Origin of the sequence: Aequorivita capsosiphonis DSM 23843 (assembly GCF_000429125.1) — a bacterium.
GTDB classification, from domain to species: domain Bacteria; phylum Bacteroidota; class Bacteroidia; order Flavobacteriales; family Flavobacteriaceae; genus Aequorivita; species Aequorivita capsosiphonis.
Window position 1 is genome coordinate 38266 of sequence record NZ_AUBG01000016.1, and the last position, 24299, is coordinate 62564.

22 protein-coding genes are annotated in these 24299 nt (G+C 37.5%); 9 read left to right on the top strand and 13 right to left on the bottom strand.

Annotation, left to right across the window (positions count from 1 at the left end):
- Nucleotides 1–90: 90 nt before the first annotated feature.
- The gene (locus tag G440_RS0114135) at nucleotides 91–972 is read right to left on the bottom strand and encodes an SDR family oxidoreductase (RefSeq protein ID WP_026451904.1); all 882 of its coding nucleotides are present in this window, start codon (nucleotides 970–972) and stop codon (nucleotides 91–93) included.
- A gap of 201 nt (nucleotides 973–1173) precedes the next feature.
- Here G440_RS0114135 and G440_RS0114140 point away from each other — a divergent pair, with 201 nt between their 5' ends.
- The 4 genes from G440_RS0114140 (at nucleotide 1174) to G440_RS0114155 (ending at nucleotide 5830) form a co-directional block, all read left to right on the top strand.
- The gene (locus G440_RS0114140) at nucleotides 1174–3012 is read left to right on the top strand and encodes a peptidase MATCAP family protein (protein ID WP_026451905.1); all 1839 of its coding nucleotides are present in this window, start codon (nucleotides 1174–1176) and stop codon (nucleotides 3010–3012) included.
- A 90-nt stretch (nucleotides 3013–3102) separates the two neighbouring features.
- Entirely contained in the window at nucleotides 3103–4155 is a 1053-nt protein-coding gene (locus G440_RS0114145; RefSeq protein WP_026451906.1) for an ATP-grasp domain-containing protein, read from the top strand.
- Nucleotides 4156–4197: 42 nt separating this feature from the next.
- Nucleotides 4198–5100: a M14 family metallopeptidase gene (locus tag G440_RS0114150; RefSeq protein WP_026451907.1), complete on the top strand. Its 903-nt coding sequence runs from the start codon at nucleotides 4198–4200 to the stop codon at nucleotides 5098–5100.
- A gap of 103 nt (nucleotides 5101–5203) precedes the next feature.
- Nucleotides 5204–5830: an SDR family oxidoreductase gene (locus G440_RS0114155; protein WP_026451908.1), complete on the top strand. Its 627-nt coding sequence runs from the start codon at nucleotides 5204–5206 to the stop codon at nucleotides 5828–5830.
- A gap of 78 nt (nucleotides 5831–5908) precedes the next feature.
- Here the strand turns inward: G440_RS0114155 and G440_RS0114160 are convergent, their stop codons facing one another.
- The 8 genes from G440_RS0114160 to G440_RS0114195 form a co-directional block, all read right to left on the bottom strand.
- Nucleotides 5909–6592 (bottom strand): 2'-5' RNA ligase family protein, encoded by a 684-nt coding sequence (locus G440_RS0114160; protein WP_026451909.1) that lies wholly within the window; start codon nucleotides 6590–6592, stop codon nucleotides 5909–5911.
- A 93-nt stretch (nucleotides 6593–6685) separates the two neighbouring features.
- Nucleotides 6686–8047 (bottom strand): aldehyde dehydrogenase, encoded by a 1362-nt coding sequence (locus G440_RS0114165; RefSeq protein WP_026451910.1) that lies wholly within the window; start codon nucleotides 8045–8047, stop codon nucleotides 6686–6688.
- 221 nt (nucleotides 8048–8268) lie between these two features.
- Nucleotides 8269–9033 (bottom strand): carboxypeptidase-like regulatory domain-containing protein, encoded by a 765-nt coding sequence (locus G440_RS0114170; protein ID WP_026451911.1) that lies wholly within the window; start codon nucleotides 9031–9033, stop codon nucleotides 8269–8271.
- A gap of 176 nt (nucleotides 9034–9209) precedes the next feature.
- Nucleotides 9210–9830 carry a GNAT family N-acetyltransferase gene (locus tag G440_RS0114175; RefSeq protein WP_026451912.1) on the bottom strand — a complete coding sequence of 207 codons (621 nt, stop codon included), beginning with the start codon at nucleotides 9828–9830 and terminating at the stop codon, nucleotides 9210–9212.
- Nucleotides 9831–10015: 185 nt separating this feature from the next.
- Entirely contained in the window at nucleotides 10016–11863 is a 1848-nt protein-coding gene (locus tag G440_RS0114180) for a DEAD/DEAH box helicase (protein ID WP_026451913.1), read from the bottom strand.
- Between the two features lie 356 nt (nucleotides 11864–12219).
- The gene (locus G440_RS0114185) at nucleotides 12220–13623 is read right to left on the bottom strand and encodes a T9SS type A sorting domain-containing protein (protein WP_342663972.1); all 1404 of its coding nucleotides are present in this window, start codon (nucleotides 13621–13623) and stop codon (nucleotides 12220–12222) included.
- Nucleotides 13624–14275: 652 nt separating this feature from the next.
- Nucleotides 14276–14848, bottom strand: coding sequence for a non-canonical purine NTP diphosphatase (locus G440_RS0114190; RefSeq protein WP_026451915.1), 573 nt, complete (start codon nucleotides 14846–14848; stop codon nucleotides 14276–14278).
- 102 nt (nucleotides 14849–14950) lie between these two features.
- A complete protein-coding gene (locus tag G440_RS0114195; RefSeq protein WP_026451916.1) occupies nucleotides 14951–15610 on the bottom strand; it encodes a TrmH family RNA methyltransferase in 660 nt (219 codons plus the stop codon).
- Between the two features lie 164 nt (nucleotides 15611–15774).
- Between G440_RS0114195 and G440_RS0114200 the strand changes: the two genes are divergently transcribed.
- The 4 genes from G440_RS0114200 to G440_RS0114215 all read left to right on the top strand — a co-directional run bounded on the left by G440_RS0114200 (nucleotide 15775) and on the right by G440_RS0114215 (nucleotide 19954).
- A complete protein-coding gene (locus tag G440_RS0114200; protein ID WP_026451917.1) occupies nucleotides 15775–16446 on the top strand; it encodes an SIR2 family NAD-dependent protein deacylase in 672 nt (223 codons plus the stop codon).
- Nucleotides 16447–16453: 7 nt separating this feature from the next.
- A complete protein-coding gene (locus tag G440_RS0114205) occupies nucleotides 16454–17017 on the top strand; it encodes a hypothetical protein (RefSeq protein ID WP_026451918.1) in 564 nt (187 codons plus the stop codon).
- Nucleotides 17018–17177: 160 nt separating this feature from the next.
- The gene (locus G440_RS0114210) at nucleotides 17178–19286 is read left to right on the top strand and encodes a tetratricopeptide repeat protein (protein ID WP_026451919.1); all 2109 of its coding nucleotides are present in this window, start codon (nucleotides 17178–17180) and stop codon (nucleotides 19284–19286) included.
- Between the two features lie 173 nt (nucleotides 19287–19459).
- Nucleotides 19460–19954 (top strand): hypothetical protein, encoded by a 495-nt coding sequence (locus G440_RS0114215; RefSeq protein ID WP_026451920.1) that lies wholly within the window; start codon nucleotides 19460–19462, stop codon nucleotides 19952–19954.
- An 83-nt stretch (nucleotides 19955–20037) separates the two neighbouring features.
- Here the strand turns inward: G440_RS0114215 and G440_RS21355 are convergent, their stop codons facing one another.
- The 3 genes from G440_RS21355 to G440_RS0114230 form a co-directional block, all read right to left on the bottom strand.
- Nucleotides 20038–20181, bottom strand: a complete 144-nt coding sequence (locus tag G440_RS21355) for a hypothetical protein (RefSeq protein WP_169718964.1) — start codon at nucleotides 20179–20181, stop codon at nucleotides 20038–20040.
- 76 nt (nucleotides 20182–20257) lie between these two features.
- Nucleotides 20258–20779 (bottom strand): DUF421 domain-containing protein, encoded by a 522-nt coding sequence (locus G440_RS0114225; RefSeq protein ID WP_026451921.1) that lies wholly within the window; start codon nucleotides 20777–20779, stop codon nucleotides 20258–20260.
- A 28-nt stretch (nucleotides 20780–20807) separates the two neighbouring features.
- Nucleotides 20808–22007 (bottom strand): NAD(P)/FAD-dependent oxidoreductase, encoded by a 1200-nt coding sequence (locus G440_RS0114230; RefSeq protein ID WP_026451922.1) that lies wholly within the window; start codon nucleotides 22005–22007, stop codon nucleotides 20808–20810.
- A gap of 196 nt (nucleotides 22008–22203) precedes the next feature.
- On the opposite strand from G440_RS0114230, the gene G440_RS0114235 reads away from it, so the two are divergent.
- Nucleotides 22204–22683 (top strand): ferritin-like domain-containing protein, encoded by a 480-nt coding sequence (locus G440_RS0114235; protein ID WP_026451923.1) that lies wholly within the window; start codon nucleotides 22204–22206, stop codon nucleotides 22681–22683.
- Nucleotides 22684–22772: 89 nt separating this feature from the next.
- Here the strand turns inward: G440_RS0114235 and G440_RS0114240 are convergent, their stop codons facing one another.
- Complete coding sequence (locus tag G440_RS0114240; RefSeq protein WP_026451924.1) at nucleotides 22773–24158, bottom strand: MBL fold metallo-hydrolase; 1386 nt, start codon at nucleotides 24156–24158, stop codon at nucleotides 22773–22775.
- Nucleotides 24159–24299 lie beyond the last annotated feature (141 nt).

Sequence of the window (24299 nt, forward strand, 5' to 3'; positions counted from 1 at the left end):
CAAAAAATCAAAGTAATCATCTCCATGTATTCTTTGGAAATTTTTAAAGGCTATATTTCTTATCTTTTGGAATTTGGTACTTGAAATATGTTATTTGGTTTTCTGCTGACGTATCATAGATTCCAACATATCCCACATTTGTTGTGGTACTTCTTCAAGCTGATTCATTTGTCCTGCGCCTTTTAACCATTCGCCGCCGTCTATAACTACTACTTCGCCGTTGATATATGCCGAAAAATCTGAAACAAGATAAGCAGCAAGATTCGCGAGTTCTTGGTGTTCACCAACTCTTTTAACGGGTACTTTTTTAGCCGGATCAAATTTTTCTTTTAAATCGCCTGGCAACAATCTATCCCAAGCTCCTTTTGTTGGGAATGGTCCAGGAGCAATAGCATTAAATCGAATTCCGTATTTGGCCCATTCAACAGCTAAAGAACGCGTCATGGCCAGAACTCCTGCTTTTGCAGTAGCGCTTGGAACCACATAAGCTGAACCTGTAAAAGCATACGTGGTAACTATGTTTAAAACAGTTTTATCAGTTTCCTTCTTATCAATCCAATATTTTCCGAAAGCAAGGGTACAGTTTTTTGTTCCCTTTAAAACGATATCAATTATAGTATCAAAAGCATTTGCTGAAAGCCTTTCCGTAGGTGAAATAAAGTTACCCGCGGCATTGTTCAGCAGTACATCAACAGTTCCAAATTCCTTTACCGAGGCTGCAAGCATTGCTTCTACTTCGTCATAATTTCGAACATCACATTGCACAGGCAATACTTTTCCCCCAGTGGCTTCTTCGAGTTCTTTTTTTACGGTTTGTAACTTTTCTATATTTCGGGATGTAATCACCACATTGGCACCCAGCTCTAAAAAATAAGTGGTCATCGCCTTTCCAAGACCGCTTCCACCGCCAGTTACAACTATTGTTTTTCCTTTAAGCGCATCATCGCGCAGCATTTTTTTAGTGTAGTCCATAGATATATAATTGAAGCGCAAAAATACATATAATTGTACAACAACCCCATTTTATAAGGCTTTTCAGTTCGTCAATAACACGAATGCAAATTCTAAGGAAGCTATAATTCCCTGTTAAATAATCTCTAAACCCCCAATCTCAGCGCCTCCTTTTTTTTATCTTCCCACATAAACACGTTAAAACTATTCAAAAAAGAAAACATGAAGGCAAGTGCTACCTCCAAAGAAGTAGAAATTTTAGATGAATTGAAACCAGGTGAAAGAACCATTAAAGAGCTTCCTCACGACGGTTATCTCTTTTTGGAACACGACGTGCCCTTCTTGATTATCTACCGTAACATTCCAAATGACCAGGCAACGATGCGACTGGCCAGAACAGGAGCCTCTTACTTAATTGTTGGGAAAGATCATTTTGAATATTTCAAGGAATTTGTAAAAGAGCTTACCGAAAAAATGAGCGCTCGTTTTGGTTCGTTTATTTTAATGGAAATATATAGTGGATCGCCCGGAAGTACGGAATTTGTAATTCGTGGCCCTTCTCATAAACTTCCAGTTTCTCTAGATGTTTTAAAACAGGAATTGGATAAAGTAGAAAGTAGAAGGTACGGAGGTCAGGACCTCAGTGCAAGAATTGAACAAAGCAAACAGCGACAGCCCCAAACTAAGCAAGCTTTTTGTAGTATTGAAGAAATTAAGGAATGCGGTGGAACATTGATTGGTCTTGAAGTGCCTCCCGTATATAGAAATGAGGAAGGAATTGTTTATCCCCTGTATTTTCGAAAATTTAGAGAAGGGTTTGCCGCTGCCATACATAAAGCAGTTTTTGAATTTATTCGAGTTCAGACTTCTTCAAATTTGGAAAGTTTTGCAGCTTTGGGAAAACGTGAAATTCACAAAGAAGTCTATAAGATTGATAAAGAACTCACGAAAATTGAAAGCAACTATCAGTTTTTATTATTGGTTTCACCCGTGAATATTCAATCCATGCGCGAATGCTTCTTTAAAACCAATTTCAAGGAATTAAACGCGTACCACTACCGGCTTCTCCCGATAGATCCAGATATTTTAAAACGCAGGCTTTACGATTTACGCATTGATGAAATTGACGATCCGGCCCTTTCTTTTCTCTTTGATGAAAAACGAGAGGAAATCGATCAGCAATTAACCATGTTAAAGGAACGCGGATCAAAGAATTTCTTTTACCGGAGCGTTCGTCTTTATCAAGGACTTGATCAAAACATTGTATCTGAAGCAAAATTGATACTTCAGAATATTTCGGAAGACACCTACCAAGAAAAAGTAAAGACCTTAGATGCCAAAGCCTTCGGGAAAATGGCGGAAGCGGAATTTGATTTTTTTAGAACACAAGCCGCGGATTATACTTGTAATGTTCATATTCGTGAAGATGTAAATGTGATGATGGTTTCCAGAGGCGAACTTTATCTTCCGGAGGATTATACACTTACAAAACCCGAAGCCTCCGCACTAATCCAGCACGAGGTTGGTACGCATGCGCTCACCTATTACAATGGAAGTCAACAGCCGCTAAGTCAGCTTTCGCAAGGCTTGGCAGATTATGATTCGCTGCAGGAAGGAATAGCAGTGCTTTCAGAATATTTAATTGGAGGACTCACAGGAAATAGATTGCGAACACTGGCTGGCCGAGTAATTGCAGGACAGGCACTTTTAGACGGAGCGGATTTTAAGGAAGTTTTCAATTTGCTTTACGTTACGTATAACTTTTCAAAAGAACCAGCTTTCAATATTACTTCCCGAATATTTCAAGGCGGCGGATTTCTAAAAGATATTATTTATCTGAAGGGTCTTGTCGAGCTTCGAGATTATTTAGTAAGAGGTGGAGATTTAGAGTTTTTGCTTGCTGGAAAATTCGCCTTAAAACACGTGCCGATGATCAAAGACCTAACCGATCGCGGATTGCTACATCCACCAAAAATAAAACCGAGATATCTAAAAGACGAAATGTTTAATGGACGAATGTCCAAATTACGACAGGGAATTTCCCTTTCTGAAATGGTATAAAAAAAATAAATTGCCCACGAAAAAGAAAATCATAAACAAGATAAAGCGAAACAAAGGGCATTTCGCTTTCCTTTAAAACAAGCCAAAAAAATGAAAATATGTTTTGTATTAAGCGACGTTAAAACCGAAGCCTGCGGGACTTCGGTAGTTATTTTAAAAAAAGCACACGAGCGTGGCCACGAAGTCTATGTGATGAGCGTTGGCGATTTCATCTTCCATCGGGACGAGGATATAAGTCTGCGTTGTAAAAAAATTCCAGCTTCGGTAAAAGAAGAGAAAGTAGAAGATTTTTGGGAACAAGTACAGGATGACAAATTAAAAACAAAGTCTGTGCCTAGTACAAATATGGATATCCTTTTTCTTCGGAATAACCCTACCGAAGAGACTTCCGATAGACATTGGGCAGAACACAGTGGAATTGCTTTTGCCCGAATGATTCAACAGTTGGGTGTTTTGGTACTGAACGATGCTTTCGCAATGAGCCATGCTTTTATTGATAAATTGTATTTCGAGGAATTGCCTGCAGAAATTAAACCCAATAGTTTGATTACTCGAAACACAGACGATTTGATGAAATTCTGGGAAAAGAATGGCAAGAAAATGGTGCTAAAACCATTGGAGGGAAGTGGCGGTCAAGACGTTTACTTAATAGACAAGGACAAGAAAAACCTTAACCAAATTATAGAAACACTTAGCGCAAAAGGATATATTATAGCGCAAGAATTTTTACCCGAAGTAAGTAAGGGTGACGTTCGAGTTATTTTAATGAATGGTAAAATTTTGGAAGAGAACGGCCAAAAAGCAGTTATACGAAGAGTAAGTTCAGATAAAAGCGAATTCCGAAGCAACTTGTCATTGGGAGCTAAAGCAAAAAAAGCAAAGCTCACACCTGAAATGGAGCATATTGTTTCCCTGACCGCCCCCAAACTTATCCGCGATGGGCTCTTTTTTGTGGGCTTGGACATCGTGGATGACAAATTGATAGAAATAAACGTCTTGAGCCCAGGCGGTTTAGACTATTGTGAGGATATAGGGCTTCCTGCATTTACTGATACTATTATTGACGCTTTAGAACGTAAAATGCAATACATTAAATATTACAAAAACAGTTTGAGCAATAGATCCTTGGCCACCATGGATTAAGACTGAATGAATAATTTTTTATAAATAAAAGCACAATAATAAATGAAAGATATACCAAGAATTATAGGAAAGTATGATAGTGGACAAAATGGACCGTTGCTTTTTATAACAGCCGGTGTTCATGGAAACGAACCCAGCGGCGTGGTCGCTTTAAAAGAGGTTTTTACCATCCTGGAAAATGAAAAACCCAATATTAAAGGGATGGTTATTGGCGTTTCCGGAAACCAAGAAGCATTAAAAAAGGATGTCCGCTATATTGATGAAGATTTAAACCGAACTTGGACCAAAGAGAACATACCTTCGGGAGAAAAGGATTCACATGAAAAGAAAGAGATGTTTGAAATAATAGACGTTCTAAAAAAATATCCGGAAAGCAATTTTACAAAACGTTATTTTTTAGATTGTCACACTACTTCGGCGGCAAGTGCCCCTTATATTTCGGTTCAGGAAGTGAACGATAATGATTCTTGGGCCCATAAGTTTCCCACGTACATAATTCGCGGATTCTCTGATATTGTTTTGGGTTGTATTGATCATTATGAAAGTAGAATAGGGATTACGGGCTTTGTTTTTGAAGGTGGGCAGCACGAGAGCAAAATTTCAGAAAAGAACCACGAAGGAATGATTTGGTTAGCACTTAATCACGCTTGTAAATTGGATTTTAATCTATTAAAAAATTATCCTGAAGCGGCCAAAATGCTCGAAGCTAAAAGAGACTCAAGAAAGACTTTTGAAATAAAATACCGTCACGGCATCAAAGATGAAGATGACTTTAAAATGGAACCCGATTACAGTAATTTTCAGCCAATTAAAAAAGGAGAGTTATTGGCCCATCAAAATGGAAAGCCTGTTTATAGTGAATGGGATGCTTATATTTTTATGCCACTGTATCAAAGTCAAGGAAACGATGGCTTTTTCGTGGTAGAAGAAGTTGCTGTTGATTGACAATAGCTTTATTGAAGTTAAAATTTTTTCAAAATTGTTTTATAGAGGGTTAAAGATTGCCAAATGATAGTCTTAGGCTCTCGTATAATTGTATCTTAAATCTATGGAAAAAGTATTAGTAGCCGGTGCACATGGCACCACAGGAAAAAAGATAATTTCAATTTTAAAAGAATCAAATAAATATGAGCCTTTTGCAATGGTTCGGAAGAAAGAACAAGCTGAAGGATTTGAAAAAGAGAGTGTAAAAACAATTCTCGCAGATCTGGAACAAGATGTTAGCGGAACTACCAAAGGCATGGATCGCGTGATTTTTGCAGCGGGTTCTGGCGGAAAGAATGTAATGGGAGTAGATCAAGAAGGAGCCAAAAAACTTATGGATGCTTCCAAAAAAGATGGTATTAAAAAGTTTGTAATGCTAAGCTCTATGGGCGCTGACAATCCGGAAGAAGCTACAGAATTAAAAGACTATCTAAAAGCCAAACACAATGCCGATGAACATCTTAAAAGTTTAGGCATGGAATATTCCATCGTTCGTCCGGGAACTTTAAATAATGAAACGGGTAACGGCAAGATCCAATTGGAGAATAAGCTCCACAAACGAGGCGAAATCTCGCGTCAAGATGTTGCCGAAACTTTAGTTGGATCTTTGGAAGGTTCCGTAGCAAGGAATAAAACCTTTGAAATTTTGCAGGGTGAAACCCAAATTAAATCTGCCTTGGAAAAGATTTAAAAACTCCAACACCATCAATATAAAAAAAGCACGTGAAAAAACTTCACGTGCTTTTTTTATATTTAGTATGAAGCTTAACTATTCAGATTTCCAAAGGGATTTCTGCGCCGTTCCGTGGTCGCCCAATTGATAAATACTAATTGATGTCGCTTTAAAAGGAATTGGCTTAAAAACGTTTTCGGCCAAACTATCCAATAAAGTTCTTTGGGCCACCCCTAAACTAATATGTGGATCAAAGTTTTCATAGCTGTGTTTTTCAACAAATTCGGGGACATAGGTTAAAGTAGATTCACCAATTGGGCTATTATCTGGGTTTTGCACAAAAGATTCTGGGTTACCGTTATAAACTATAAACGGCTTTACCAATTCAATTGCTTTCTCGTGAAGTTTCAATAATTGATCATTCTTCTCAACAGCAATCATCGCAAAGCTCTCTTCTTTTTCTTTATAGTAGAAAAGACTTTCAGCCTTGAGCGTATCATTTTTAATTTCATCATAAAGTCCGTGCAAAGACCTTCTTACTTTCGGCAAGTCTTCTTCCTTAATAAAACATTGCAAAAGCGTGATATGCGGGATGTGATTTTCGTCTAATGTGAGGGTTTCAGGATTATTCTGCTTCATTAATTCATTTAGCTGAAGCGCTTGCGCATGCATTTCTTCCGAAGGTGTCAACAACACATCTATTGCGATTATTGTTTCCTTTTTTGGCGTACAGGAAAGTGCCAACAAGCCTAAACCGATTGCCATTGCGTATTTTTTCATATTAATTTAGCTGTATTGAAAATTATTTTTCGGCAAGATACTGAAACTCTTTTTTTAGAGGAAATGAAGCCTGAAATTATATTCCTTGGAAGATTAAAATTTCAAAAACCATCGCATCAATTTCAATCGAAATGGCGTATGTGGATAATAGCGAATGGAGGGATCAAGCCAAGTTGGTTTATCCATTACACTTTTAAAGTGGGTAAAAGCCTTAAACCCTGCTTCGCCGTGATAATTTCCGGTTCCACTAAAACCTACTCCACCAAAAGGCAGGTTTGCGTTAGTGATATGCATAACGGTTTCATTTATTGCCCCGCCACCAAAAGATATTTCGTTTAAAACCTTCTTTTTCACGAAATTGCTTTTCGTAAATAAATAGCAGGATAAAGGTTTCGGAAGACTGTTTACTTTAGCAATTGCCTCCTCTATGGTTTCGTAAGTAATAACCGGAAGAATCGGCCCAAAGATTTCTTCCTGCATAACAGGATCATCAAAGCTTACATTTTGCATTATTGTGGGCTGAATGTAGCGGGTTTCCGCATTCGTTTCTCCCCCGAAATATATTTTTTCTGGCTGAATCATTTTAGTTAGACGCTCAAAATTGCCATTATTAATGATCTGTAAGAAATTATCATTTTCAAAAGCAAAATGTTGGCTGATAATTTCTTGCTTCGTCTGTTCAAGAAATTGCTGTTCTATACTTTTATGAACCAGCACATAATCTGGAGCAATGCAGGTTTGGCCGGCGTTTAAGAACTTACCCCAAACTATTCGTTTCACTGAAATTTTAAGGTTGCAATTTTCTGTGACAATGGCTGGACTTTTTCCACCGAGTTCCAAGGTTACCGGAGTGAGGTTTTCGGCGGCAGCTTTATAAACTATCTTCCCAACTTTTGTGCTTCCTGTAAAAAATATTTTATCGAATTTCTGCTTTAGCAATTCTTGGGTTTCTTCTACGCCACCTTCCATAACGGTGAAAAAAGCCGGATCGAAATTCTCTTTTACAATCTTCGAAATTGCAGCTGCAGTATTAGCTGGCAATTCACTAGGCTTTAGCACCACGGTATTTCCAGCAGCGATTGCGGCAATAACAGGTGCAAAAGAAAGTTGATATGGATAATTCCACGCACCAATAACCAAGCAAACCCCCAAAGGTTCAGGGATAATATAACTGGAAGCAGGAAAATTTAGAATGCCCGTGGAAACTTTCTCTTTCCGAGTCCATTTAAAAATCATTTTTCGGGCTTCTTTGATGTCTTTGTAAAGCAGTGAAAGTTCAGTGCTGTAATTATCAAACTCCGACTTTTTGAAGTCTTTGTAAATTGCTTCGTGAAGTAAACCCTCACTTTGCTTTAATGCCTTTTCAAGAATCTTTAGCTGTTTTCTTCTGAAGTGGATATTTTTTGTTGCGTGCGTATTGAAGAAGTTGCGTTGGGCGTTGATGATTTGCTTCATAGTTTAATGTTTTGAGGAAAAGTTATAACACCGAGTTTTACAAAGAAACGCAGAGTAACACATAGAAAAAAAAAGACTCTGGAGTAATTACATCATTAACTTCTCCCAATATCTATCAGCATCTTTTTCATTCAAGTACGAATAAAAGTCCCTAAGCAGATCCGAAGGACGTTTTCGATTTCTCCCGATAGTTATCGGGATCAGTTTCGATTTCAGTTTCCCTATTTATCCCTATTCAAAACCTTATACTCTTCATAACATCCACTGATAGCGTCAAGAATCTGCAAATCGTTGGCAGTGCGGATAAAGTCTTTGGAAAAGCTACATTTGTTCAATATCTCATCAATATCAACACGCTCCAATTGAAGTACTGCCATTAACGTTTCACGGTCAAATTTACTCTGAAGTAGGTTTCTGATTTCGTCACTCTCCTTCATTTGTCGGAGTTTTTTCATCTGTTTGGGTCGTTTCCCAAAAACGTTATAAAGAAAATCCGCAGGATTGAAAATAGAGTTCAAAACCTTACTTACTGCGCCAGGCTGACTGTTTCCGGCTTCATAGCCTGTGCTAAGTCCCGAAATTCGATAACGATAATTATCATAAACAGGAATCAACTTGGCATCTATTTCAACGTAACCCGTAAGTTGGATTGGCCTAATGACCACTTCTTCCAAAGCAATACCAAGCTCAGTCATCTTTACTTTAATGTCGCCAAATCGAAGCCAGTCATTAGTCACTCTAACACGAAGAGACTTAAAGCCAAGATAGGAGAAAAACAGCGTATCATTTACGGCAGCTTTAATTGAAAACTCCCCTTTTTCATTGGTTATAGTTCCTTTTACCTGATTTAGGTTTACGATATTCACGTTTTCCATTAAATTGTCGTTGGCATCGTTCATAACGACTCCTTTGATTGTAGCATTATCCTGTGCAAAAGAATAAGCTGCGATAAAAAGAAGGGCAATAAGTAGGATATATTTTTTCATAAATAGTATAAGATTGCGCGTACTGACATTACAGAAGGCAATCTTAATCAAATTTTTGGTTGCTTCAACCCTAAAGGAAACAATTATTTTAGTCGCGATTCAATATTAAAAGAAGCCTATCTTTTAGGGAGAAGATAGAGACTCGTTCGAATTTCAATTTAATATATCGAAAAATTTTACTGGGGCAAAATCTTCCGCTCTTTTTCAATTTTAGAGTTCACTAGTTCTTTTACGCCGTTAAACCATTCCTCTCTTAAAATGCTTAAAACAATGCTATCTCTTCTACCTTTAGGTGCTACGCAATTGCTTCGTAAAATTCCCTCTTCGGTACAGCCAATACTTTTCATTGCTGCAATGCTACGCGCATTGTTTGCATCGGCCCTAAACTCTACACGCTCTATGCCAAGTTTTTCAAAAGCGAACTCCAGCATCAATAATTTACAAATTTTATTGAGTCCTGTTCCTTGAAATTCCTTCCCATACCAAGTATAACCGAGTTGAACGGTATTATGTTTTTTCTGAAAATCGTAGAAACGGGTGCTCCCAGCAACCTTTTGGCTGCGTTTATCAAAAACAATAAACGGGTATGCTGTTTCCGCTTTTCTTACTTCCAAAGCAAAATCTATATACATCTTTAAGTTTTCCAAACCACTCGCCGGCTGCTGAGAATATTTCCATATTTCAGGTTGATTTAAAGCGAAGTCTTGAAGCGTTTCAAAATCTTGCATTTCAAGCGGACGTAAACGAACACGGTCGTTTTCTAATATATATTCCTCTTGAAAATTGAAGCTTTGCATAGGTCTTAAAAAAAATACGGGCCTCTTTAATAGAGACCCGTAAAGATACTTATATAGAATATTTTGATAAAGTTTAATGTTTTAAAATCGAAATTAAAAACCGAAAATCAAAGGTTTAGAGAAGTTCAGGAGAACATTTCTATCGCTAAACTCATCGACTTCTAAACGCATCAACACAAAACTCTCTAGTCTCTCCTTCTACGTCTTCCGCCGGTTCCTTTCGTGTCTGGACGATCGCTACTTCTACGGCTTCTACCTTTAAAGCCAGATTTGTTGCCATCGCCTGAACCAGCGCTTCGTTTTTTAAAGTTTCCTTTTCTATCGCTTCCGCGGTCTCCACGATCTCCTCTGTCGCTTCTATCACTTCTTTCGCTTCTTCTTTTTCCGCGATCACGTCCGCCGCCTCCTCCGCCGCTTCTGCTTCTACCTCCGCCACCTCCTCCGGTGTCTTTGGAAATTTCAACATTTATCTGTCTTCCTTCAAGTTTGAAATCCTTGAAGATGCTCATTACCAATTCCTGATGTTTTGTATCGGTATTGAAAAACGAGAAGCTATCTTTTACATCAACCTTATAAAGGTCGTCTTTTCCTAGTTGCAATAAATCGCGAAGGAAATCTTTTAGGCTCATCCAATCGAAATCGTCTTTGCTTCCAACGTTTAGAAAATAGCGCGTACTATCAGCATTATGTTCTGACTGACTGCGATCTCCAGAAACATTTAAATCTTTACTATTTTTATAGTAATTCAAGAAGCGTGTAAATTCTACTGAAAACACCTTTTTGATAAGCTCCTCCTTTGTGAAGTCTTCCAAAACTTCATTGATGTTCGGAAGATACGCGTTAATCTCAGGATTTATTTCAGTGTCCTTTATATTGTTCGCCAAATGGAACATCTGGACTTCACAGATTTCCATTCCTGAAGGAATTTCCTTGGCTACAAACTGCTTTTGAATGATTTTTTCAATGCTTCGTAATTTTCTAACTTCACTCTTAGAAACAATAACAATAGAAATTCCAGTTTTTCCGGCACGACCGGTACGGCCACTTCGGTGTGTATAGATTTCAGGTTCGTCCGGTAATTGATAGTTTATAACGTGTGTAATGTTATCTACATCAATTCCACGTGCGGCAACATCTGTTGCAACAAGCATTTGGATTTGACGATTCCGGAAAGATTTCATTACCGTATCTCGTTGGCTTTGGCTTAAATCGCCGTGTATGGCAGCCGCGTTATAACCATCTTCAATAAGTTGTTCGGCAACTTTTTGAGTGTCGCGTTTTGTTCTACAGAATATTACAGAAAAGATTTCAGGATTTGCATCCGCCAAACGCTTTAATGCGTTGTAGCGATCTCTTGCGTTTACCAAATAATATTCGTGCGAAACTTGGTCTGAACCAACGTTTTTCGTACCCACGGTAATTTCCACAGGAGTATGCATGAATTTTTTGGCGATGGTAGAAACCTCTTTCGGCATGGTCGCGCTAAAAAGCCAAGTGCTCTTTTCTTTTGGAGAGTGTGAAAGAATCTCCGTAATGTCTTCATAAAAGCCCATATTGAGCATTTCATCGGCCTCATCAAGAACGCAGTATTCAATTTTTGATATATCAATCAATCCACGACCTATCATATCTTTCATACGACCTGGAGTGGCAACTATTATTTGCGAACCTCTTTTAATCTGGCGCGCTTGATCTGTAATACTTGCGCCTCCATAAATAGCCGTAACGTTTAAGCCTGGCATATATTTACCATAAGCTATCATTTCATTCGTAATTTGAAGACAAAGTTCGCGCGTTGGCGAAAGGATAAGACCTTGAGTTGTACGACTGTTTACATCAATTTTTTGCAACATAGGAAAACCAAATGCTGCGGTTTTACCGGTTCCTGTTTGTGCGAGGGAAACCATATCGGTTTCGCGATCTAAAAGGATTGGAATTGCTTTTTCTTGTACTTCCGAAGGGGTTTCAAAACCCATGTCGGCGATGGCTTTTAGAAGATGTTCTTCCAAGCCGAGTGCTTTAAATGCTGTCATTTTTTTAAAATAAATTTTTATATATGTGTGCTAACGGGAAGCGACTGGACATATAAAAAACGGACAGCTTCACTATAACACCCCTCACCCTGAGGACTTTTCTCTAAAGCAAGGATATTTAACCTTGTGTTTTTAGAGGGCGCAAAAGTAACTTAAAGTTTTCAGTTATCAATAACTGTTGGCAATTATTTTAGAAAGAGGCTGAATTAAGGGGGTAGGGTTAAGTGGCAGTATTCAGTGGCAGTATTCAGTGGCAGTAGGCAGTTTAAAAGCTTGGCCGCCGTAGGAGGATTTAGGAGCCTGCCCGCCGTAGGAGGGTTTAGGAGGAAATTAAAAAAACCAAAGAATTAGTGAAACTATTTTTTCACGATTTTAACTAGTTGTGAATTTTCTTCGGAAACAAGCTTCATTATATATATGCCAGAAGTATACTTGCTATAATCCAAAGCCACCGACTTTTGATGATAAGAATTACGCTCAATAAGTTGACCTATAATAGTGTAAATTTCAATGCTATAAATAACAAGAGGTGAAGTAATATTTAAAATATCAGTTACCGGATTAGGGTAAACGGCTATGCCTATGGATGGATTTTCTGATACATTTATCAAGTTTAAGTTCTCGTACCAAGCAATTTTATTGTCTGCAATAGAAGCCGATAGCACGTCATTGTCTCCATCATTATCAATATCCGCAGCATATACAGACCGTGGATTGTCCGTAAGTGTTGAAATAACTTTTTCTGTACTAAAAGTTCCGACTCCATCTATGTTTTCAAACCAAACTACCTTGTCATCGGTGCCAGAGGCAGATAGCACATCTACATCGCCATCATTATCCAGATCTATCGAAAAAACCATAAAAGGTGTAATAAGGGTGGAAGTAATAATTTGCTGTGGGCCAAAAGTAGCTAAGCCATCTGTATTCTCAAACCAAGATAGTGTATCCCCTCCAAACTCCGCGGCAAGCACGTCATTATCATCATCGCCATCAATATCTATGGCAAAAACCGAAACAAAGCCTCCATAATCCAATGTTTCAACAATGAGTTGGTCTGGGCCAAAAGTTCCCAAACCATCCAGGTTTTCGTACCAATACAAGCGTTTGTTACCGGAAGAGGTTGCCACCAAATCTATATCCATATCTCCATCAAGATCTGCTGCATAAACAGAAAGACCCGACATTGCACCATTGGTAATGGTTTGTTTAGGACCAAAATCCCCAAGACCATTTGTATTTTCAAACCATATAATGGCATTTTCGCCACGAGAAGAAATAACGACATCCTTATCGCCGTCATCATCTAAATCTGCTGTAATGATTTCACTTGGCAAAATAGTGGAGGCGTCAATAATGCGCTGTGAACTAAAATTACCTAATCCGTCCATATTTTCAAACCAAACTATCAAATTTCCAAAACCTGATATTCCCAAAACATCCATGTCTCCATCCCCGTCAATATCTGCAGCTGCAACATAAACGGTTTGATCTAATGAAGTTGTAATCATTTGCTGAGGGCCAAAAGTACCAAGCCCGTCCAAGTTTTCCTGCCAAGCTATGGTATCGCTTCCCCTAGAGGCCGAGGCAATGTCCATATCACCGTCGCCATCAATATCTACCGCAATGACCAGTTCAACTCCTATGGCCTCATCAGTAATAAGTTGCTGGGGTCCAAACTGGGCTGAGGCTACTACGCATAAAAAATAAAAAAAATAGAAAAATAAGTCCGCATTGCCATAGCTTTTAGTTATTCTCTTTATAAATTACGGTTTCTTCGTTAGCTCCATCTATAAAAACTCTTTCAATTTTGTACAAGCCCGGTTGTAATGTATTTATTAAATTAGGGTTGTTAATCCCTAAAGAATCTTGCGGCGTTACCGTAATATTGGAATTAAATATATTATCGTTAAACTTGGTAATACTTCCTCCACTGGGAGTACGATTAAAGTTATCATAACATCTCTCAACTTTAGTGGTCTCAAAGGCAATATCAACCTCTTCGATATTTAAAAGATTTTAGAGTGTACGTTACTAAGGTAAAGTATTTTATACTGTAAAAAGTGTGTAGCTTCAAATATTTTCTAAGGGTAGATTCAACTAGTTAATGCAACAATTGGATTTAAATTTTGTTAGAACACTTAATTTGGAGTTTTTATATCCCAATCGCTTTATTGGTTTACTATTTAACCTGTTGATAATTATGTGTATTGTTTCGTGGTTTATAGTGTTAAATTCGAACAATAAGAAATCATATTTAGTCAAGCTGAAATCGTTGAGCATTTAGAGGGTTAACCCATCAACTATCGCATAGCCTTTCCGCGGTGGCCGTTAATTTTAAAAAAATATTCAAGACACCGAAAGTTTTAAAAACCTTTGGGGTCTTATACTACAACTGCAACTGCCCACTGCTACTTATTCAGAAAGATAACTAATCAACTGCCGCATGGCTTTCCCACGGTGGCCGATTTTACTTTTTTGCTGAAGTGTCATCTCGGCAAAGGTTTTATCGAAGTCTTTAGGTTGGAAAATTGGATCGTACCCAAACCCAGAATCTCCACGCGGTTCTTGGGTTATTTCACCTTCACATATACCTAAAAACATAACTTCAGAATGGTTCATGGAAAGTGCTATTGCCGTTTTAAACCTTGCTGAACGAACTTCTTCGCCTTGAAGATTTTTCAGCAGCTTTTCCATATTGGCCTTTGAATTGTGCGAATCTCCCGCATATCTTGCACTGTAAACTCCAGGTTCGTTATTGAGGGATTTTACTTCCAATCCGGTGTCATCAGCAAAGCAATCTAGGTTGTAATGATCGCGTACATAGTTTGCTTTTAAAATTGCATTCCCCTCAATAGTATCAGCAGTTTCTTCAATATCTTCATTACAGCCAATATCGTCCAGGCTTAATAATTCAATATGGTGTGGAAGCATTGCTTTTACTTCGGTGAATTTATTTTTGTTGTGGGTGGCGAAGACGAGTTTCATTGTTTTAGATTTTAGACCTGCCTGCCGGCAGGCTGGTGTGAGATGTGAGATTTTAGACGTGTGTACGTTGAGATGTGAGATACTTTTCTGAATTTTGAATTTTTATTTGGGATTTTCAGAATGATATCGCTCAATAATCTCATCCGAGGCTTTAATGGTTCTTTTAACCCATTCCATTTCAATTTCAGGGATTTCTTCTTCGGAAAGCTGCCATTTAACGTCGCTCTGCTTCAGTTTTGTAACCACGCTTTGCAGAATAATTGCTGCTGAAACCGAAATATTCAAACTTTCGGTGAAACCGTACATTGGGATTTTCAGAAAACCATCAGCCGCATGCATCACCGTATCACTCAAACCTTCACTTTCTTTTCCGAAGAAAAAAGCACTTTTCTTTGAAACATCAAAGTCGTGCAGCATGGTTGAGTCATTGTGAGGCGTTGTTGCGATAATTTGATATCCTGAATCTTTCAAAGTCTTTATACATTCCTTTATAGAATTATACCTATTGAAATTCACCCACTTTTGAGCGCCCATGGCAATTTCCTTATCAATTCGCTTGCTTACTTTTTCTTCCACCACGTGCAGATCCTGAATTCCATAAACATCACAAGTCCGCATTACGGCACTGGTATTGTGAAGTTGATAAACATCTTCGGTAACTACGGTGAAATGTCGCGTTCTTTCGGAAAGCACTTTTTTAAAGCGGTTTTTTCTGCGTTCGGTAAGGTAACTTTCTAAATATTTTAATAGTTCTAAATCCATACTTCGTCTTCGCTCAGTAACCGAATTGAAAAAAGTTACTGGGTTAATAAGTTATTGGTTATTACTTACTTTTTCTATATTTTGCTAAGATAAAAGTTATTGGTTTAACTAGTTCTTTCTTAAGTACAGATTTTTGAATAACTTAGTAACTAAATAATTTTAAAATGAAAATTGCAGTATTGACAGGCGCCGGTGTAAGCGCAGAAAGCGGAATAAAAACATTTAGGGACAGTGATGGACTCTGGGAAGGCCATGATGTAATGGAAGTGGCCTCCCCCGAAGGTTTTGCCCATAATCCTGCTGCTGTGCTGGATTTTTACAATCAACGCAGAAGACAACTCTTAACGGTACAGCCCAATGAGGCGCACAAAGCACTGGCAGAACTAGAAAAAACCCACGATGTTAGCATCATAACCCAAAACGTGGACGATCTGCACGAACGTGCAGGAAGTACAAACGTAATCCACCTCCACGGGGAACTATTGAAAGTGCGAAGTACTTTTGATGAAGATTTAATTTTTGATTGGAAAAAGGATCTTAATCTCGGAGATTTCTGTGAGCACAATCATCAATTGCGACCACATATCGTTTGGTTTGGCGAAATGGTACCGATGATTGAAGTGGCAGCCGAAATTGTAGAAAAAGCTGATGCCGTTATCATCGTTGGCACCTCCATGCAGGTCTATCCTGCGGCTGGTTTGATGCAATATGCACAGGAAGGTGCCCCTATTTATTTTGTAGACCCTAAACCTTCAATCTCAGAAAGTAAGAGAATTTCGGTTTTTGCTGAAAATGCCTCTACAGGGGTGCCAAAGGTTGTTGAACTTTTAAAATAGAAACGATATGCTTCCCGAAGATTTAAAAGAAAAACTAATGGAGGTTGACAGCAGTCTAAAAAAGAGACAGGAAGTCGCTTATTGGATAGTCAAAAAACCGCATTACGTACGCGAAACCCTGCAATGGTGCTTCATTCCAGAAAGTGAACTTTTGGTTAATGCCGCTTGGGCTCTAGAGATTATTGCTAAAAATAAACCGAAGCTTTTCTTTAAATATATGCGTCTATTCTTTGAACAGCTTCCAAATATTAAAAATGATTCAGCCCTTCGTTCTTCTGCCAAAATTTGCGAAATGTTATGCTATCACCATTATATGCTTAAATACACTTATTTCAGAGATATTATGAGTGAAAACCAGCGAAAGATAATGACCGATTGTTGTTTTGAGTGGCTAATTACCGATCAGAAAGTAGCCTGCCAGGCTCCAGCAATGAGTGCGCTGTATTATTTGGGAAAAGATAAATTTGGCAAATGGATTTATCCTGAATTAAAACATCTTCTTACAAAAGATGCTCCAAACAAAAGCGCTGGCTATCAAGCACGCGCTCGCAAAATATTAAAAAGATTATAATTTAATTCCGTATTCTTCGCGAAAAACCACAAGCCTACAATTAAACTGTAAAAGAGACAAATACAATCATAAAATGTATTAACATAAGCTTTTACTTGGTAGTTTCATTTCATTAACATAATTTTAAAACATTGCCCCACATTCTCAAATTTATGTTGTTTTGAAGCTACACCTACCTACTAATTTCTTTTCAAAAAAGAAAGCCCAAAGCATTGCTAATAGCACGCTTCTACTATTAATCCTTTGGTCTTCTTGCGGATTGTTCGCCCAGACAGACACACGGGTTGACAGTCTTAGAACTTCTTTTAAAAATGAGACCAATGATTCACTTAAGGTCATTTACGAAATAACTTTATCAAGAGAAACGCATCGAAGACAGCACAACGCAGAGATAGAGTACAAACATGCACAAGGCGCTATTGACCGAGCACTCGGACTTAAAGATTCACTATTATACGCAAGGGCCTTAGACAACCTAGGATTACTTTACCGATATCACCAACAATACGATCGGGCTTTAACATTTCATACTCGCGCCTATGAACTGATAAAAGAGAAAGATGTAAAACCTATTTTTAAAATGATTATCGCGAACAATGCAGGTGTGGCAGGACGTTATAATCATAACTATGACACAGCTTTTTTTTATTATATGCAGGCGTTAAAGATAGCCGAATCCGTAAATGACGTTAAGAATATAGCTATCTCGAGCAACGGAATTGGTAATACTTTAGGTAACATACCAAATCGTAAAAATGAAGCTCTACCCTATTTTTTACGGTCCATGGAGGCCCAGGAAAAAATGGGAAATAGTTTGGGAGTTGCGATGAACCTTCTTTCGATCAGTGGATATTATATTGACAAAGGAGACTATCAAACTGCAAACAAATATCTGGATAAATTACTTGCACTTAACCAGGAAAGGGAAGATTTGTTCGGCTTAGCGATCACGTATGAATTCAGAGGCGTATTGTATCTAAAGGAAGGTAAGAGCCTTGATAAAGCGATATCATACTTTCAAAAGTCCATCGAAGAATTTAAGACTCTTAACGACGAGCACAAACAAGCAGAACTTCTTATTCACCTAGGAGATACTTACTTTAAAAAAGAAAAACTTAATAGAGCCGAAGAGTATTATAGTCAATCACTAAATCTTTCAAAAAAAATGAACGAGTTAGAGTTGATCAGTACAAACGCGAACAAATTATCAAAAGTTTCAGAAAAAAGAAACGATTATAAATCAGCGCTATCTTACTTTAAACTATCTCAAGCATACAAGGACAGTGTAAATCTTGACGAGCAAAACATCAAGATAGAAGCATTGACCCAAGAATACAATCTCGAGAAAAAAGAAAACCATATACAGCTTCTAGAAAAAGACAAGGCACTGCAAGAAGCAACGTTGAATACCCAAAAAGAACAACTGGAAAGAAAACAGATCATCACCATTTTTTTAGCCATCGGTCTGGGAGCAATCTTGATTATTTTTCTCTTACAATACAGAAATTATCGAACTAAAAAAATAACTAATGAACGCTTAACCAAAGCTGAGAAGGACAAAATGAATACTATTTATGAGCGCAATCTAGCACAAGCCGAGATTCTTGTAACTCGTTTGCGCGTTAATCCACATTTTTTGTTTAACAGTCTTAACGCCATTACCTACCTTGTTCAAAGCGAGCAGAACTCCAAAGCCATTCAATATCTTGAAATCTTTAGCCAATATACCAGAATGGTTCTAGAAACCTCTAAACAACAAGTTATCAGCTTGCAAGAAGAAATTGAATTGGCCGAACATTATCTCACTCTGGAAGAAAATCGTTTTGCTCAAGACTTTAAATTTTACATTTCAGGCAATGAAAACTCTGAAATTGAAAATGTCTGTATTCCTCCCCTATTGCTTCAACCATTTTTGGAAAATGCAATTTGGCATGGATTGTTGGTAAGTCCACGTGAGGAAAAAATCTTGCGGATCCAAATTGTTCATGACGAAGAAAGAATTCAAATTATTATCGACGATAATGGTGCTGGCAGAAAAGCCAAGGAGACTCAAAATACCATAAAAACACATAAAAGCATGGGGATGCAAATCATTAAAGAACGAATTGAATTGTATAATAAAACCTATGAGGGGAAAATCAGCTATAAAATAATTGATAAAAAGGATAATGACGGGAAGCCCTTAGGCACAAAAATTATTTTAGATCTTAAAAACACGGTTAATCATTTCCCATTCTATAACGGAAAATCCGAGGTTGTTGAGGCCTAAGATTATAAGGTGTTTTATGAATGCCAAACGGCGGCTGAAATGGGTTTCGCATATAAATCATCCTATTGCAGATCTTGGATATTAGACATTAAAGCTTCTGTTAAAATAACTATAAGCCCTTAATGAGACCGTGAATATTTCATTAGCTTTATATTCCATTAAAAACCAAGCTCATGAAATTTAGAACCATACTTTTAGTCGCTTTTCTATCTATATCGCTTCTCTCCTGCAAAGACACCAATAAGGAAACAAGAAAAGAAACGAGCGAACCCATCACCCCAGCCGAAACTCGTTCAACGATGGAGTACAATGAAAATCGCCTTGATTCAATTCCTAAAAACACCACTAGTGGTCACGATTTTAAAGGTGGTGGAGATGAGCCGTTTTGGAGTATTGAAATTTCTGATAAAAAAATACATTTCCAATCTCCCGATATAAACTATAAATCTATCACGGCAGTTATAAATACAATAGATACGTCTGGCAATACCATTACTTTCAATTCAGAAAATGAAGGCGAAACAATAAAGGTTGCACTTCTTGAGCAAGAATGCAAAGACAGAATGAGCGGTAAAAAGAACTCCCATAAAGTGGAGGTTTTAATAAAACGTAAGTCGGAAAAAGATCCCAGAACTTATGACGGTTGCGGGTCTTTTGTAAATAAATAAACTTGGAGAAGATCTAACTCCTATTAAAAGAACCTCACAGACTTTTAAAAATCTGTGAGGTTTTTCTTTTACTAGAAAATGTATTAGGCATTATCTCTTGGCTGGTGTTTTTGCTGGCGCTCCGCTTCTTGTTGATTAATTTCTTTCCCGTCCGTAGCTTTTTTATTGATCGCCTGTTCTTTTTTACTTTGCTTTTCCTTTTCTACATTTTTTTCATTCTTGTCCATAACTTTTCTTTTTTATTGAAATTATAAGATACGGAACTTTCAAGTGCTGGTCAAAATTTTAAAATAGAATTAACACCTACTTTTGGACTCCTTTCAACAACCAATCCTCTACTTCAACATCAGCATCTTTTGTATGCAACACAGCAATATCTCCGGTAGCTTCGAATATAACAGCTCTTACCTGTGAAAGTTCTAAAACATTTGCCTCTCTTAGTTTAGATCGTAAATCTGCTTCAGTTACACGAGCCCTTATCAAATTTTGGTGAAGTATTTTCTCCCCTATCATAAGCAATAGTGGTTTATTATCAACAATGTCCTGGACAATTCTAAAACGCCTTAATGTTGCTATGAAAATCTGGAGTGCATAGACAATTGCAATACCAACTATACCTTGTATTAAACTAACGGATTTTGACAAAACTGTGGTGGCTATCAAAGAACCAATTGCAACGGTCATAGCAAAATCAAAACTGCTCATTTTGGAAAAGCTGCGTTTCCCAGCAAGTCTTGTGAAAATTATTGTAGCTATATAAATTCCTATAGCAGTTAGAATAATTGCAATTAAAGATGTTGTAGAAGCCTCGAACCATTTTTCCATATTGATCGGATTTAGTATTTATTAATAATTACCTTTTAAATTTATAATACTCCAAAAATGAATGCGGAGTTTTGTTGATTGAGTTTATAACTGCCTCCATTCCCATTACACTAAAAGTAATTCCATTGCCACCGAAACCCAAGATATAATGTTCACTCTTTTCAGGATCTGTCTTACCGAAATACGGCAATCCATCTTTTGTTTCGCCAAAAGTACCGGCCCAAGAATAATCTGCAATAAAAGAAATTTCGGAAAAACATTTTTTAAAGCTTTTGGTCAATTCTTTTTCCTTACGCGGAAGTAGTGCATCCCGATGTTTCGCATTCTTAAAATCTCTATCGCCACCCCCCATCACAATACGATTATCAGCAGTACTTCTAAAGTATAAATAAGGTTCATCAGTATTCCAATAAATTCTATTTTTAAAAGCTTGTGGAATTTTTTCATAAGCTTCAGAAGCTAAGGCGAAGGTACTCTTCAGGTTTACAATATTCTCTTTGATAGTTTTTACACTTTCATAGCCAGAACAGTGAACTACATCGTCAACTTCAATAATATGGCCCTCTTTCGTTGTAGCCATTGTTTTTTCATTTTTAGCTTTCACCTCTTCAATAGATGTTCTATCGTATATTTCCAATCCTTTGCCACAGCAATAATTTAATAAATCATTCGTGAATTTATAAATGTCCATCACGGCACCAGATTTTGATTCAATTGCAGCGAAAGCATTAAGTCCGATTTTCTCTATTTCTTCCTTCGAAAGCCATTTCACATTAAAACCGTGCGCTTGTCGTGCTTCAAATTCATCCTTCAGAAACGAAATATCCTTTTTTGAAGAAGTGAAGTAAACGCTCTTCTTATATTCAAAGCCACAGTTACTTTTTATCTTATCAACTATTTTTTTTAGATCGGTAATAGTCTTTTCACAATTCTGATAGCTGGAAACGGCACAGGTTAAACCTACTTGTTCAATTAATTTATGTAGAGGCACATCTATCTCGTATTGGAGCATGGAAGTACTCGCTGCAGTACTGCCATTACATACATCCCGACGATCTACCATTATTACTTTTTTCCCTTCATTAATGAGCTTATAGGCTACTAAGGCTCCCGTAATACCCGCGCCAATAATGAGCACTTCCGATGAAATTGATTTTTGTAGCCTGGGATAGCTATAGGGAAGCGAATTTACAATAAGCCAGTATGGCTCGTTTGAACGAATATCCATAGATTTTTTATCGAAAGATAATCAATAAAACGGATTATTTATGGATCAAAAAGTGCCTTTTATTCCGTGAACTTGCAATTGTCTTTATACTTAAAATAAATTTTAACACAATAGTTAAACACTTCTCAATTGTGAAATTGATAAGATTTTTTATTCACTCAGAAAAGTACCTTTATAGAAATCAAAATAAAAAACTATGAAAACTACGAACGAAAAAGCTAATGAACAAAATCACGACAAACTGGTAGGTAATCTTCAAGAGCTTTTGGAAAAAAACTACGATGCACAAAAAGGTTTTACCAAAGCTATGGAAGATGCTAAAAACCCGAGATTAAAGGGTTTCCTACAACAACAGGCAGCACAAAGAAGTCGCTTTTCAAATGAGCTGACTAATGAACTTCGCAACCTTAATGAGGAACCAAAAGACAGCGGAAGCCTAACTGGCGATCTTCACCGTACATGGATAGATATTAAAAGCGCTGTAACTGGCAACGAAGATGAAGCAGTACTTGAGGAATGTATTCGTGGCGAAAAAGCTAGCTGGGATGAATATGAGAACAAATTAAAAGAAGAAAATTTCCCTCCAAATATCGCTAGTATGCTTCAAAAGCAAGCTTCCGAGATCAATGGAACGTTGAATAAAGTGAAAACTTTAGAAGACATTGCCGATAGGTAGAAAGACAATAATTGAAAAAGAAGAAAAGCAGAAAGCCCCAAAAAACTAAGTTTTTCGGGGCTTTCTAATTAGTATAAATATTTATTGTTTCAATCCTCAATGGGAATACCAGCTTCTTTAATGGCAGCAAATCCACCTGCAACATCCACTACATTATGGATTCCACGACTCTTTAAAATAGAGGCTGCAATAACAGAGCGATAACCACCCGCACAGTGTAAATAAAACTTTTCATTTTTCGGAAGTTCTTCCAAATGATCATTTAAAAAACCAAGTGGTGCGTGAACAGCTTTAGGGATATGGCTATTGGAAAATTCTCCATCATTACGGACATCAATAACCGGCACATCATTTTGCAATATGCTCTTTAATGATTCCGCATCTATAGATTCCAACACATCAATCTCTTTTCCTGCTTCCTTCCATTTGTCAATTCCTCCTTGTAAATAGCCGAGAGTTCTGTCAAAACCAACTCTAGCCAATCGGGTAACCGCCTCTTCTTCTCTTCCCGGAGAAACTACTAAAAGTATTTCCTGTTCAACATCAGCTAGCAATGCACCAACCCATGGTGCAAAACCACCATCTAAACCAATAAATATAGAACGTGGAATATGGCCGTCTATAAATTCAATTTGATTTCGAACATCTAAAACAATCGCCCCAGTTTCATTTGCTATTCTTTCAAAGGAATCTGGATCTAGCGGTCGCGTTCCCTGTGCCATCACCTCATCAAAAGAAGTATAGCCTTCGCGATTCATTTTCACATTCATCGGAAAATATAACGGCGGTGGCGCCAAGCCGTCAGTAACTTCTTTAATAAATTCATCACGGGTCATATCAGCACGTAAGGCGTAATTCATTTTCTTTTGGTTTCCCAAGGTGTCCACCGTTTCTTTCATCATATTTTTTCCACAGGCAGAACCAGCGCCGTGTGCGGGGTAAACGATTACATCATCGGCCAAGGGCATAATTTTATTTCGAAGGCTATCAAAAAGAATTCCTGCAAGATCTTCTTGGGTAACTTCATTTGCTTTTTGCGCCAAATCCGGACGGCCAACATCACCTAAAAATAAGGTGTCTCCACTAAAAATAGCATAGTCCTTACCGTTTTCATCTTTTAATAAAAATGTAGTGCTTTCCATGGTATGTCCAGGCGTGTGAATTGCGGTAATAGTTACATCTCCCAATTTATAAACCTCTTCATCTTTTGCTAATAATACTTCAAAAGTAGGATTGGCGTGCGGTCCATAAATAATTGACGCTCCCGTTTGTTCGGCTAACGTGATATGTCCGCTCACAAAATCCGCATGAAAATGAGTCTCGAAAATATATTTTATTTTAGCATTATCTTTTTTCGCACGCTCCAGATATGGCTTGGTTTCACGTAACGGATCAATGATTGCGGCTTCCCCGTTGCTCTCTATATAATAAGCCCCTTGGGAAAGGCATCCAGTGTAAATTTGTTCTACCTTCATCGTTTTTCTGTTTTAAGCAAATATAAGGATTGTATTTTCTATATTTTTCCGAAGTATCGTCCAAAAATATACATTTCACAAAACTTTTGCATTTAAGCGGTTTAACTTCTTTTATCTTTACCAGTTAACCTAATAAATTAA

Excerpts from the sequence above, each read along its gene's own strand:
- G440_RS0114135 (WP_026451904.1), bottom strand. The coding sequence starts at position 972 with ATGGACTACACTAAAAAAATGCTGCGCGATGATGCGCTTAAAGGAAAA.
- G440_RS0114140 (WP_026451905.1), top strand. The coding sequence starts at position 1,174 with ATGAAGGCAAGTGCTACCTCCAAAGAAGTAGAAATTTTAGATGAATTG.
- G440_RS0114145 (WP_026451906.1), top strand. The coding sequence starts at position 3,103 with ATGAAAATATGTTTTGTATTAAGCGACGTTAAAACCGAAGCCTGCGGG.
- G440_RS0114150 (WP_026451907.1), top strand. The coding sequence starts at position 4,198 with ATGAAAGATATACCAAGAATTATAGGAAAGTATGATAGTGGACAAAAT.
- G440_RS0114155 (WP_026451908.1), top strand. The coding sequence starts at position 5,204 with ATGGAAAAAGTATTAGTAGCCGGTGCACATGGCACCACAGGAAAAAAG.
- G440_RS0114160 (WP_026451909.1), bottom strand. The coding sequence starts at position 6,592 with ATGAAAAAATACGCAATGGCAATCGGTTTAGGCTTGTTGGCACTTTCC.
- G440_RS0114165 (WP_026451910.1), bottom strand. The coding sequence starts at position 8,047 with ATGAAGCAAATCATCAACGCCCAACGCAACTTCTTCAATACGCACGCA.
- G440_RS0114170 (WP_026451911.1), bottom strand. The coding sequence starts at position 9,033 with ATGAAAAAATATATCCTACTTATTGCCCTTCTTTTTATCGCAGCTTAT.
- G440_RS0114175 (WP_026451912.1), bottom strand. The coding sequence starts at position 9,830 with ATGCAAAGCTTCAATTTTCAAGAGGAATATATATTAGAAAACGACCGT.
- G440_RS0114180 (WP_026451913.1), bottom strand. The coding sequence starts at position 11,863 with ATGACAGCATTTAAAGCACTCGGCTTGGAAGAACATCTTCTAAAAGCC.
- G440_RS0114190 (WP_026451915.1), bottom strand. The coding sequence starts at position 14,848 with ATGAAACTCGTCTTCGCCACCCACAACAAAAATAAATTCACCGAAGTA.
- G440_RS0114195 (WP_026451916.1), bottom strand. The coding sequence starts at position 15,610 with ATGGATTTAGAACTATTAAAATATTTAGAAAGTTACCTTACCGAACGC.
- G440_RS0114200 (WP_026451917.1), top strand. The coding sequence starts at position 15,775 with ATGAAAATTGCAGTATTGACAGGCGCCGGTGTAAGCGCAGAAAGCGGA.
- G440_RS0114205 (WP_026451918.1), top strand. The coding sequence starts at position 16,454 with ATGCTTCCCGAAGATTTAAAAGAAAAACTAATGGAGGTTGACAGCAGT.
- G440_RS0114215 (WP_026451920.1), top strand. The coding sequence starts at position 19,460 with ATGAAATTTAGAACCATACTTTTAGTCGCTTTTCTATCTATATCGCTT.
- G440_RS21355 (WP_169718964.1), bottom strand. The coding sequence starts at position 20,181 with ATGGACAAGAATGAAAAAAATGTAGAAAAGGAAAAGCAAAGTAAAAAA.
- G440_RS0114225 (WP_026451921.1), bottom strand. The coding sequence starts at position 20,779 with ATGGAAAAATGGTTCGAGGCTTCTACAACATCTTTAATTGCAATTATT.
- G440_RS0114230 (WP_026451922.1), bottom strand. The coding sequence starts at position 22,007 with ATGGATATTCGTTCAAACGAGCCATACTGGCTTATTGTAAATTCGCTT.
- G440_RS0114235 (WP_026451923.1), top strand. The coding sequence starts at position 22,204 with ATGAAAACTACGAACGAAAAAGCTAATGAACAAAATCACGACAAACTG.
- G440_RS0114240 (WP_026451924.1), bottom strand. The coding sequence starts at position 24,158 with ATGAAGGTAGAACAAATTTACACTGGATGCCTTTCCCAAGGGGCTTAT.